The organism is Bauldia sp. (assembly GCF_020442045.1).
Classification (GTDB): domain Bacteria; phylum Pseudomonadota; class Alphaproteobacteria; order Rhizobiales; family Kaistiaceae; genus Bauldia.
Genome location: NZ_JAGRLA010000163.1, coordinates 32,599 through 42,609 on the forward strand (window position 1 = coordinate 32,599; position 10,011 = coordinate 42,609).

Genomic DNA, 10,011 nt, shown 5'->3' on the forward strand with positions numbered 1-10,011 from the left:
CTTCCGGAGGCCGTGATGAGCGTGAAAGACGAGAACCCGTTGCTGACCCCATGGGAGACGCCGTTCGGCGCGCCGCCCTTCGACCGGATCCGGCCCGAGCACTACCGGCCGGCCTTTGAGGCGGCGATGGCGGAGCAGCGCCGGACCGTCGGCAGCATCGTGACGAACGATGCCGAGCCCGATTTCGACAACACGGTCCTGGCACTCGAGCGCTCCGGGATGCCGCTCGGCCGCGTCTCGCGGGTGTTCTTCGGCCTTGCCAGCGCCAATACCAGCGACGCCCTGCAGGCGGTCGAGCGCGATATCGCGCCGGCATTGTCCCGTCATTCCGACGAGATCCACCTGAATGGCGCTCTTTTCGACCGGATCGCCAGGCTCTGGGATAACAGGGAGGGGCTCGACCTCGGCGACGAGCAGCTCAGGCTGCTTGAGCGCTACCACACGATTTTCGAGCGGGCCGGCGCCGGGCTCGACGCCGCCGGCAAGACGCGGCTCGCCGCGATCAACGAGCGGCTTGCCACGCTCGGCACGCTGTTCAGCCAGAATGTGCTTGCCGACGAGGCATCGTGGATGATGGTGCTCGACGGCGAGGACGATCTCGCCGGGCTTCCCGACTGGGCGCGGGCGGCGGCGGCGCAGGCGGCCGAGGATCGCGACCTGCCCGGCAGGCATGCCGTCACCCTTGCCCGGTCGAGCATCGAGACCTTCCTGCAATTCTCGACCCGGCGCGATCTCCGCGAGAAGGCCTTCGAGGCCTGGATCCGGCGTGGCGAGAATGCCGGCGACAGCGACAATCGCGCCCATATCGCCGAGATGATTCGGCTCCGCAACGAAAGGGCGCGCCTGCTCGGCGCCGAGAGCTATGCCCATTTCAACCTCGCCGATGCGATGGCCAAGACGCCCGAGGCGGTGGCGGAGCTGCTGAACACCGTCTGGGGGCCGGGCACCCGGCTCGCGGCCAGGGAAACCGCCGAGCTCCAGGCGCTGGTCGCCGAGGAGGGGGGTAATTTCGAGCTCGCGGCGGCGGACTGGCGGCACTATGCCGACCGCTTGCGCAAGCGTCGCTACGACTTCGACGAGGCGGAGCTTAAGCCCTATCTCAACCTCGAGAACCTGATCGAGGCGGCCTTCTGGACCGCCGGCCGGCTCTTCGGGGTCTCCTTCGCCCCGGTCGATGATGTGCCGCTCTATCATCCGGACGTCCGGGCGTGGAAGGCGACGGACCGCGATGGCCGGCTGATCGGTCTCTTCCTTGGCGACTATTTCGCCCGCGCGTCGAAGCGCGGCGGGGCATGGATGGGCAGCTACCGCAGCCAGCACCGGCTCGACGGCGACGTCCGGCCGATCATCGTCAACGTGATGAATTTCTCCAAGCCGCCGGCCGGCAAGCCGGCGCTGCTTTCCTTCGAAGACGCGCGGACCCTTTTTCACGAATTCGGCCATGCGCTGCACGGCCTGCTCTCCAACGTCACCTATCCGATGCTTTCGGGGACCAACGTCGCGACTGATTTCGTCGAGCTTCCCTCTCAGCTCTTCGAGCACTGGCTGCAGGAGCCGGAGGTGCTGAAGCGCTTCGCGCTCCATCACGAGACCGGCGAGGCCATCCCGGATGCATTGCTCGAGCGCCTGTTGTCGGCGCGGGCCTTCAATCAGGGATTCGCGACGGTCGAATACACCGCCTCGGCGCTGGTCGATCTCGACCTGCACATGACCGGCGATACCGACGAGCTCGACGTGGTCGCCTTCGAAAAGGCGGCGCTCGACCGGATCGGCATGCCGCCGGCGATCGCCATGCGTCACCGGATGCCGCACTTTCTGCACATCTTCGCCGGCGACTATTACGCTGCCGGCTATTACAGCTACCTGTGGTCGGAGGTGCTCGATGCCGACGCCTTCGCCGCCTTCGAGGAGGCGGGCGATCCCTTCGATCCGGAGACCGCGCGGAAGCTCTACGAGAACGTCTATTCGGCCGGCAACCTCCGTGATCCGGCGGAAGCATACAAGCGCTTCCGCGGCCGGCTGCCGACGCCGGAGGCGCTGCTCCGCAAGCGGGGACTGGACGAGGTCGCCTGAGAGAGACTGGCAGAGGTGCCGCCCGGCGTGTCGACGCCGGACGGGCAAGCATCACGCCGCGGCGCGCAGATCCCACGCACGGACATCCGGGCCATGCGCCTCGACCCGGCCCTCGGCGCGGGCGAGGCTGCCAGCGACGAGCTCGTTGGCGAGGAAGCGCCGGCGCTCCACCGGTCCCGGCATGTGGAGGCCCGAGGCCGGGTCGGCGACGAAGCCGAAGCGGGCATAATATTCCGGGTCGCCGACCAGGATGACGGCGGCATGGCCGGCAAGCTCGGCCCGGTTCAGCGCGACCTGCATCAGGCTGGCGCCGACGCCCTTGCCGCGCAGATGCGACTCGACCGCGAGCGGTCCGAGCAGGAGCGCCGGACGGTCGCCCGCCATCACGTGCCACAGCCGCACCGAGCCGACGATCATGCCGCCGTCGCGGGCGACGAAGGCGAGCCCCGTGGCCGGCATGCGACCCTCCCGAAGCCGTTCGGACGGCTTCGTCCGCCGGTTCGGCATGACGCGGTCGAGCAGCAGCTCCCGGCCGCCGGCATCGGCCGGCGTCTCGTCGTCGATATGAATCATCGCTTCCCCCTCAGATCACGTAGGACTTGAGCGGGTCGAAGCCGTTGAAGGCGACGGCCGAGTAGGTCTGTGTATAGGCGCCGGTACCCTCGATCAGCACCTCGTCGCCGATCGCCAGCGAGACCGGCAGCTCGTAGGGCGTCTTCTCGTAGAGGACATCGGCCGAATCGCAGGTCGGGCCGGCGAGGACGCAGGGCTCGGTCGCCTCGCCGTCGCGCGGGGTGCGGATCGGGTAGCGGATCGCCTCGTCCATGGTCTCGGCGAGGCCGCCGAACTTGCCGATGTCGAGATAGACCCAGCGGACCGGATCGGCGGCCGATTTCTTCGAGATCAGCACGACCTCGGCCTTGATCACGCCAGCCTCGCCGACCATGCCGCGGCCGGGCTCGATGATCGTCTCCGGAATGCGGTTGCCGAAATGGCGGCGAAGCGCGGTGAAGATCGCCTGGCCGTAGCTCTTCACCGCCGGCACGTCGCGGACATATTTCGCCGGGAAGCCGCCGCCGAGATTGACCATGCGGAGCTGGATGCCGCGCTCGGAAAGGGTGCGGAAGATGCTGGCGGAGGCCTTGAGCGCGACGTCCCAGGCTTCGGGGTTGGGCTGCTGCGAACCGACATGGAAGGAGACGCCATGGGCCTCGAGGCCGAGGCCATGGGCATGCTCGAGCACGTCGATCGCCATCTCCGGGTCGCAGCCGAACTTGCGGGACAGCGGCCATTCGGCGCCGTCGCAGTCGCAAAGGATGCGGCAGAAGACGCGGGCGCCGGGAGCGGCGCGGGCGATCTTCCCGACCTCCTCGACGCAGTCGACCGCAAAGAGGCGGACGCCGCGGTTATGGGCGGCCGCGATGTCGCGCTCTTTCTTGATCGTGTTGCCGTAGGAGATGCGGTCGGCGGTGGCGCCGGCGTTGCGGGCCATGTCGATCTCGGCGACGCTGGCGCAGTCGAAATTCGAGCCGAGGCCGGCGAGCAGCTTGAGCACCGCCGGATCGGGATTCGCCTTGACCGCGTAGAAGACGCGGCTGTCGGGCAGGGCGCGCGCGAAGTTCAGGTAATTGTCGCGAACGACATCGAGGTCGACGACGAGGCAGGGGCCTTCCGGACGTCGGAGACGCAGGAAGTCGCGGATACGATCAGTCATGGCGTGTCACTCCACGCGAAGGGTTGCGAACCGCCGGCCGCTCGATCGCGGGCGATCGTTGTGGAGACGATCGTCCCGTGATGGTCACGGTCCGGTTTGCCGGTGGTTAGCCGGCTGGTTTGCGGGTGACAGTCGTCAAGCGGACAGGGCTGTCCGGTTTGCCGCTGCCTTCGCTTGGAGCGGGAGAAACCCGTTCCGCACGCCCGGCAAGGAAGTAGTGCCTCTTCAGTGACCCCGACATTTGGACAGTCGGCAGAGACCAAAAAAGCCCGCTACGTCGTTGCTTTAAGTCGCGTCCTTCGAAGCAACCGGGGTGAGGCCCCGGTCAAGTTCGCCCTCGGACTATGTTGCGACCACAGGCACGTGCGAATTTGGGCAGGCCGATACCTATGCCCCTTGAGATTCACAATCAAGGGCTTTGCGGCTAAGCAAGAAAATAAATCGCCGGCGGCGGGCCGGCTGCGACGGCAGGGGGACTGAAAGACGATGACGCTTGTGACGCGGATACTCGGTGTCGAGGCCGATGCGATCGCGCCCGACGGTTCGGAGGTGCGGCTGCTTGCGACGGCCGGCACCGGCAGCATGGCGCATTTCCGGCTGAAGCCCGGCGCGGTGGCGGTGGCGGTCGCGCACAAGACGGTCGAGGAGATCTGGTTCTTCGTCGCCGGCCGCGGCCGCATGTGGCGCAAGTCCGGCGACGCCGAGGAGACTGTCGAGGTGTCGCCCGGCGTGTCGCTGGCGATCCCTGTCGGCGCCAGCTTCCAGTTCCGCGCCGACGGCGACGAGCCGCTCGAAGCGGTCGGCGTGACGATCCCGCCGTGGCCGGGTCCGGACGAGGCCTATCCGGTGGAAGGCCCCTGGGAGCCGACGGTCTAGGTACCGGCTCAAGAAAGGCGCCTACAGGGACTCGTAGTTGGCGACCGCAAAAAGGTCATACACGGCGCCACCTTCGGCGACGTCTAAAACGATCTTGTATTCCCAGTAGGCGAAAAAGCGAAATGCGTGGCGGGATATCCTAGTGGCGATGTAACGTGCTGCTTCGCTGTGCTCCGGGTTCCCTGGCTTGATAGTCGAAACCCTGAATCCGTCGCCTTCCAGAGCCTGACGAACAGCTTCGAAGGACATGTTGCCGGCGAAATGATCGTCCACGACGTCAGTCAAGATCAGGACGCCGTCGCCAGCGTCTTCCTTCCCGGCATTCCCCACGATCTGCTCTAGTCTGTCGAACAGGCTTAGGTCCGGCGTGAGCTCGGTCGGCGCTGTTACCAGACCAAGGGAGACCAGGCCTGCGATCGCCGGCCATCTCGAACGCATGGCTATTGTCCTGTGCCAGCCGTGGTGCCCGCGAGAAAGCGGCTGACCAGAAGCCGGGCGAGTGTCGGCGCGTCGTCCGGCGTGACCAGGCCGAGCTTGCCGGAAAGGGCGAGGGCGGCGATGCCGTGGAGGCCGGCCCACAGCGCCGCCACCGAGCGGCGCGCGTCCTCCACGCCGGCGAAGAGCGGTGCCAGGGTTTCCCCGACGAAGGCGAGGGGACGGGCGAGCGCCGCGTCGTACCAGTCGGGCAACGGTCCCGGGTCGCGCCGGGAGTAGTCGACGAGGATCGACCAGAGCCGGTGGTTCTGGCGGACGAAGGCCATGTAGCCGTCGGCGATCGCCAGCGCCGCGTCGCCGGGGGCCATCTCCGGCCTGGTGCGCCGGCGGAGGCTGCGGTGAAGCCGGTCGAGGGTCCGCGCGTTCAACCGCAGGATCACCTGATCCATGTCGCCGACCGAGTGGTAGATCGAGTTCGGCGCATAGCCGACGGCCGCCGCCAGCCGGCGCATGGTGATGCCGGCGAGCCCGTCCCGCGCGCCGATATCCTCCGCCGCTGCCGTGACCATCGCGATCATCTCCTCGCGGCTGTGTTCCTGCCTTCGCGCCACCATCGGCCTTCTCCCGATTCGTCCGCCTGTGATCATGGTCACTTGAACGATGTACAACAAGATGCTAGTTGTTGTACATCGTTCAACAGAGGGAGTGCAAGAGATGACTGCCGTTGTCGATCACGATTTCCTCCTCCGGCCGCTGCCGGCCTGGCATCCGAAGGCCTGGTATTTCGCCGCGGCGAGAGGCTTGCTTCATTCCGTCGGGCGGCTGTCCCGCGGAATCAGGATCGGCCTCGATCACGGTTTCGACTCCGGCGTCATGCTCGACCACGTCTATGCCAACCGCGCCGAGGGCCCGGGGCTGCTCGGTCGCGCCATCGACCGCGCCTTCCTCAACGCGCCGGGCTGGGCGGGCATCCGCAATCGCGGCCGCCTGCTCGAGACGCGGATCGTCGAGGCGGTCCTCGAGCGCGCCGGGCGGGACAGGCCGGTCCGGCTCGTCGATCTCGCCTGCGGCGGCGGCCGCTACGTGCTCGGCGCTCTCCGCCGGATCGGCGACAAGGCCGATCTCAGCGCGACGTTGCGCGACTATCGCGGCCAGAATGTCGTGAAGGCGCGGGCGAATGCCGCGCGCCTCGGGATAACGGCGACGATCGAGCGGGGCGACGCCTTCTTCAACGGCGATCTCGCCCGCCTCGGCGGCGTCGACGTCGCGATCGTCTCGGGCCTGCACGAGATCATCGAGGATGATGCGCTGGTCGAGGCTCACTTCCGACAGGTCGCGCGGATCCTCGCGCCTGGCGGCACGCTGCTGCTCACCGTCCAGCCGGACCATCCCCAGGTCGAGTTCATCGCCCGGGTGCTGCGGTCGCATACCGGCAAGCGGTGGGCGATGCGGCTCCGGCCGCTGGATCTGACACGCCGCTGGCTCGAAGAAGCAGGCTTCGTGGTAGAGGATGTGACGATGGAGCGGCTTGGCATCTTCGGTGTCCTGCGCGCGCGGAAGGCGGTGGATGATGGCGACGATCTATGACCTGAAGCCGCGCTTCCAGTTGGCCTTGCGGCCGCTGGTGGCGTGGCTCGCGGGCAGGGGGGCGACCGCCAACCAGGTGACGATCGCCGCTGCGCTCCTCTCTCTTCTCTACGGGGCGGTGATCGCCGTGACCGGCGGCGCGACGCTCGTGCTGCTCGGGCTGCCGGTCGTGCTGTTCGTGCGGATGGCGCTCAACGCGATCGACGGCATGCTGGCGCGCGAGCACGGCCAGGCGAGCCGGCTCGGCTTCTTCCTCAACGAGATCGGCGACGTCGTCTCCGACGTCGCGCTCTACCTGCCGCTGGCGCTTGTCGCGGCGCCGGCTCATGCGTTGCTAGCCGGAGCGATGGTCATTGTTTTCGCGCTCACTGAATTTGCCGGTGTGCTTGGCCTCGCAAGCGGTGGCGACCGGCGCTACGACGGGCCTTTCGGCAAGTCCGACCGGGCCGCCTTTTTCTCCGCGCTCGCGGTTCTCCTTGCCCTGTTCGTTCTGCCCGCGTGGCTCCCGCCCGCAGTGCTCTGGCTGGCGCTCGGGCTTGGCTGCGTAACGATTGTCAATCGGGTGCGGCGGGCACTTGAGGGAAGCCCTTCCGATGTCTGACCTCGTCGCATCCTGGCCGGCGCCGCTCCTCTATTGCCTCGGCGCCGTGTGGCTGGCGCTGGTGGTCGCGACCGTCGCGGTCACCATCATCGCCCGGCGCGGCGCATCGAATGGCGCGGAACTCGTCGCCCGCACCCGGACATGGTGGTGGATCGTCGCCCCGGTCAGCATCGCGATGCTGCTCGGCGCGACCGCCACGGCCATCCTCTTCGCGGTGGTCAGCTTCCTGGCCCTCCGCGAATACCTGTCGATCATCCCGGTCCGCCAGGTCGATCGCACCGCGATCCTCCTCGCCTATCTGGCGATCCCGCTGCAATACTGGTTCGTCCATGACGACTGGTACGGGATGTTCGTCATCTTCATCCCCGTCTACGCGGCGGCAGCGATTGCCTTCCGGCTGGTGCTCGCCGGCGAGGTGAAAGGCTTCATCCGGTCCGCCGGCACGTTGCAATGGGGCCTCTTCCTCACTGTCTACAACCTCAGCCACGTCGCCTTCCTGATGCAGCTCGACATGGCCGCGCCGCTGCCGGCCGGCGGGGCGGGGCTGCTCCTCTTCCTGCTCGTCGTCGTCCAGATCAACGACGTCGCACAGTATGTCTGGGGCAAGCTCTTCGGACGCCGGCCGATCGCGCCGCATGTCAGCCCGAAGAAGACCGTCGAGGGCTTCGCCGGCGGTGTCATGACGAGCATGGCGGTCGCCGCGCTGCTCAGCCCGTGGCTGACGCCCTTCGGCCCGCTCGAGGCGGCGGCGGTCGGCGCGGGCCTCGCCTTCCTAGGCTTCGTCGGCGACGTCACGGTGTCGGCGGTCAAGCGCGACCTCGGCATCAAGGATGCCGGCGCGATCCTGCCCGGCCATGGCGGCATTCTCGACCGGCTCGACAGCCTCGTCTTCGCGGCGCCGATCTTCCTGCATTATGTCCGCTACTATTACGGCGCCTGAGATGGACCGCTTTCGTAGGATTACCGCCATCCTCTTCTTCGCGGTCATCGCGCGGCCGGTGCTTTTGCTGGCGACGGGTCTCCGGGTCCTCGGCCGCGAGAACCTGCCGGTCGCCGGACCGGCGGTGATCGCGGCAAACCATAACAGCCATCTCGACGTGGTGGCGCTGCTCAGCCTGTTTCCGCTGGGAATGCTCCACCGCGTGCGGCCGGTGGCGGCGGCCGACCATTTCCTCAAGCCCGGGCCGATCGGCTGGATGGCCCGCACCCTCCTCAACATCGTCCCGATCGACCGGTCCGGGAAGGGCGCCGAGGCGGCGATCGCGCCGGTCCGTGCCGCGCTCGACCGCGGCGATATCGTGGTGATCTTCCCGGAGGGGACGCGCGGCGCGCCGGAGGTAATGAGCCGCTTCCGCCACGGCATATCGCTGCTGGCGCGGAGCTATCCGGACATCCCCTTCGTGCCCGCCTATCTGCACGGCCTCGGCAAGAGCCTGCCACGCGGCGAATGGCGGTTCGTGCCCTTCGCCTCGGAGGCGCATATCGGCGCGGCGCTCAGGGTCTCCGACGGGGACGGCGCGCAGATGGCGGAACGGCTGCAGAATGCGGTGGAGAGGATGGCGGGCGAAGCGCGGCTCAGCGGTTTCGTGGCGGACTGAGCTTGCGGTGCCGCGAAGCCTGTTCTTACGACATCCTGCTCGACCTCTTCACCGAGGACGGCCGCTGGTTCGCCTGATCCGCCGATGCCCTGGCGCGCGCCGGCGACGCCGCGCGCCTTGTTATCAATCCGATCGTCTATGCGGAAATCTCGGTCCGTTTCTCGGAAATGGAGGAACTGGACGAACGCCTCCTGTCGGCTTCGGTCGGCCGCGAGGCGATCCCCTTCGAGGGTGCATTCCTGGCCGGCAAGGCGTTTCGCGAATACCGGCGTCGCGGCGGCATCCGACGTTCGCCGCTCCCGGATTTCTTGATCGGTGCGCATGCGGCGGTCAGGGGCTATGCCCTGCTGATCAGGGACGCCGGGCGCTACCGCAGCTACTTCCCGCGGCTCCCTGTCATCGCGCCCGACTGAGGCGTGAGGTCTACTTGACGTCGAGCCAGCGGCCGGACTTGCCCGACTTGATGATCGCGTCGCACACCCTGGTGGTCTCGAGCGCTTCCGCAAATGTCGGCGAGGCGGGCTTGCCGGTCTGGAGGCCTTCGAGGAAGTCGGCGATCGCGTGGACGAAGGAGTGCTCGTAGCCGATCGTCAGGCCGGGCACCCACCACTTGCCGAGATAGGGATGCTCGCCGTCGGTGACGAGGATCGACGTCCAGCCGCGCAGCTGTCCCTCCACCGAATGGTCGAACCACGCCACCCGGTTGAGGTCGTGCAGGTCCCACATGAATGAGCCGTGCTCGCCGTTGATCTCCAGCGTGTAGAGCGCCTTGTGGCCGCGGGCATAGCGGGTCGACTCGAAAAGGCCGAGCGAGCCGTTCTTGAAATGCGCCATCACCGCCGCGGCATCGTCGATGCCGACATCCTTCATCTTGCCGGTGCCGGCGTCCTTGCGCTTCTTGACGAAGGTCTCGGTCATCGCCGAGAGGTCCTTGATCGGGCCGTTGATCCACATCGCGGTGTCGATGCAGTGGGCGAGGAGATCGCCGGTGACGCCCGAGCCCGCGGCCTCGACATCGAGCCGCCAGGTGCCGGCGCCGCCCTGTGGCACGTCCGGAGAGATCGTCCAGTCCTGCAGGAAGTTGGCGCGGTAGTGGAAGATCTTGCCGAGCCGGCCGGAATCGACGA

Annotated in this window: 12 protein-coding genes; 7 read left to right on the forward strand and 5 right to left on the reverse strand. The window is 67.6% G+C overall.

The genetic code is table 11. The features are described 5' to 3' along the window. Positions 1-15: 15 nt before the first annotated feature. Positions 16-2,073 (forward strand): M3 family metallopeptidase, encoded by a 2,058-nt coding sequence (locus KDJ86_RS18115; RefSeq protein ID WP_291749068.1) that lies wholly within the window; start codon positions 16-18, stop codon positions 2,071-2,073. A gap of 51 nt (positions 2,074-2,124) precedes the next feature. Here the strand turns inward: KDJ86_RS18115 and KDJ86_RS18120 are convergent, their stop codons facing one another. Together KDJ86_RS18120 and KDJ86_RS18125 are read right to left on the reverse strand one after the other, a co-directional pair. Further along, positions 2,125-2,646, reverse strand: a complete 522-nt coding sequence (locus KDJ86_RS18120) for a GNAT family N-acetyltransferase (protein ID WP_291749072.1) — start codon at positions 2,644-2,646, stop codon at positions 2,125-2,127. 10 nt (positions 2,647-2,656) lie between these two features. Next, entirely contained in the window at positions 2,657-3,787 is a 1,131-nt protein-coding gene (locus KDJ86_RS18125) for a type III PLP-dependent enzyme (RefSeq protein WP_291749074.1), read from the reverse strand. Positions 3,788-4,273: 486 nt separating this feature from the next. Between KDJ86_RS18125 and KDJ86_RS18130 the strand changes: the two genes are divergently transcribed. Next, entirely contained in the window at positions 4,274-4,663 is a 390-nt protein-coding gene (locus KDJ86_RS18130; RefSeq protein ID WP_291749076.1) for a cupin domain-containing protein, read from the forward strand. Between the two features lie 21 nt (positions 4,664-4,684). Here KDJ86_RS18130 and KDJ86_RS18135 read toward each other — a convergent pair whose 3' ends face one another. Together KDJ86_RS18135 and KDJ86_RS18140 are read right to left on the reverse strand one after the other, a co-directional pair. Beyond that, a complete protein-coding gene (locus KDJ86_RS18135; RefSeq protein ID WP_291749079.1) occupies positions 4,685-5,101 on the reverse strand; it encodes a hypothetical protein in 417 nt (138 codons plus the stop codon). Between the two features lie 2 nt (positions 5,102-5,103). Next, entirely contained in the window at positions 5,104-5,712 is a 609-nt protein-coding gene (locus KDJ86_RS18140) for a TetR/AcrR family transcriptional regulator (protein ID WP_291749082.1), read from the reverse strand. Positions 5,713-5,812: 100 nt separating this feature from the next. Between KDJ86_RS18140 and KDJ86_RS18145 the strand changes: the two genes are divergently transcribed. The 5 genes from KDJ86_RS18145 to KDJ86_RS18165 all read left to right on the forward strand — a co-directional run bounded on the left by KDJ86_RS18145 (position 5,813) and on the right by KDJ86_RS18165 (position 9,297). Next, positions 5,813-6,685, forward strand: a complete 873-nt coding sequence (locus KDJ86_RS18145; protein ID WP_291749086.1) for a class I SAM-dependent methyltransferase family protein — start codon at positions 5,813-5,815, stop codon at positions 6,683-6,685. Next, positions 6,669-7,286: a CDP-alcohol phosphatidyltransferase family protein gene (locus KDJ86_RS18150; protein WP_291749088.1), complete on the forward strand. Its 618-nt coding sequence runs from the start codon at positions 6,669-6,671 to the stop codon at positions 7,284-7,286. Before KDJ86_RS18145 ends, KDJ86_RS18150 begins: the two co-directional genes overlap by 17 nt. Further along, entirely contained in the window at positions 7,279-8,226 is a 948-nt protein-coding gene (locus tag KDJ86_RS18155) for a phosphatidate cytidylyltransferase (RefSeq protein WP_291749091.1), read from the forward strand. Before KDJ86_RS18150 ends, KDJ86_RS18155 begins: the two co-directional genes overlap by 8 nt. A gap of 1 nt (position 8,227) precedes the next feature. Beyond that, complete coding sequence (locus KDJ86_RS18160) at positions 8,228-8,884, forward strand: lysophospholipid acyltransferase family protein (RefSeq protein WP_291749095.1); 657 nt, start codon at positions 8,228-8,230, stop codon at positions 8,882-8,884. Between the two features lie 167 nt (positions 8,885-9,051). Continuing rightward, positions 9,052-9,297 carry a type II toxin-antitoxin system VapC family toxin gene (locus KDJ86_RS18165; protein ID WP_291749098.1) on the forward strand — a complete coding sequence of 82 codons (246 nt, stop codon included), beginning with the start codon at positions 9,052-9,054 and terminating at the stop codon, positions 9,295-9,297. Positions 9,298-9,307: 10 nt separating this feature from the next. On the opposite strand, the gene KDJ86_RS18170 is transcribed toward KDJ86_RS18165, so the two are convergent. Further along, positions 9,308-10,011: Gfo/Idh/MocA family protein (locus KDJ86_RS18170; RefSeq protein ID WP_291749100.1), on the reverse strand; the 704-nt coding region annotated here is incomplete at its 5' end.

Bases quoted from the DNA above. Each gene is read 5' to 3' on its own strand.
- KDJ86_RS18150 (WP_291749088.1), top strand. From the start codon at position 6,669: ATGGCGACGATCTATGACCTGAAGCCGCGCTTCCAGTTGGCCTTGCGG.
- KDJ86_RS18155 (WP_291749091.1), top strand. From the start codon at position 7,279: ATGTCTGACCTCGTCGCATCCTGGCCGGCGCCGCTCCTCTATTGCCTC.
- KDJ86_RS18135 (WP_291749079.1), bottom strand. From the start codon at position 5,101: ATGCGTTCGAGATGGCCGGCGATCGCAGGCCTGGTCTCCCTTGGTCTG.
- KDJ86_RS18115 (WP_291749068.1), top strand. From the start codon at position 16: ATGAGCGTGAAAGACGAGAACCCGTTGCTGACCCCATGGGAGACGCCG.
- KDJ86_RS18130 (WP_291749076.1), top strand. From the start codon at position 4,274: ATGACGCTTGTGACGCGGATACTCGGTGTCGAGGCCGATGCGATCGCG.
- KDJ86_RS18145 (WP_291749086.1), top strand. From the start codon at position 5,813: ATGACTGCCGTTGTCGATCACGATTTCCTCCTCCGGCCGCTGCCGGCC.
- KDJ86_RS18140 (WP_291749082.1), bottom strand. From the start codon at position 5,712: ATGGTGGCGCGAAGGCAGGAACACAGCCGCGAGGAGATGATCGCGATG.
- KDJ86_RS18160 (WP_291749095.1), top strand. From the start codon at position 8,228: ATGGACCGCTTTCGTAGGATTACCGCCATCCTCTTCTTCGCGGTCATC.
- KDJ86_RS18165 (WP_291749098.1), top strand. From the start codon at position 9,052: ATGGAGGAACTGGACGAACGCCTCCTGTCGGCTTCGGTCGGCCGCGAG.
- KDJ86_RS18125 (WP_291749074.1), bottom strand. From the start codon at position 3,787: ATGACTGATCGTATCCGCGACTTCCTGCGTCTCCGACGTCCGGAAGGC.
- KDJ86_RS18120 (WP_291749072.1), bottom strand. From the start codon at position 2,646: ATGATTCATATCGACGACGAGACGCCGGCCGATGCCGGCGGCCGGGAG.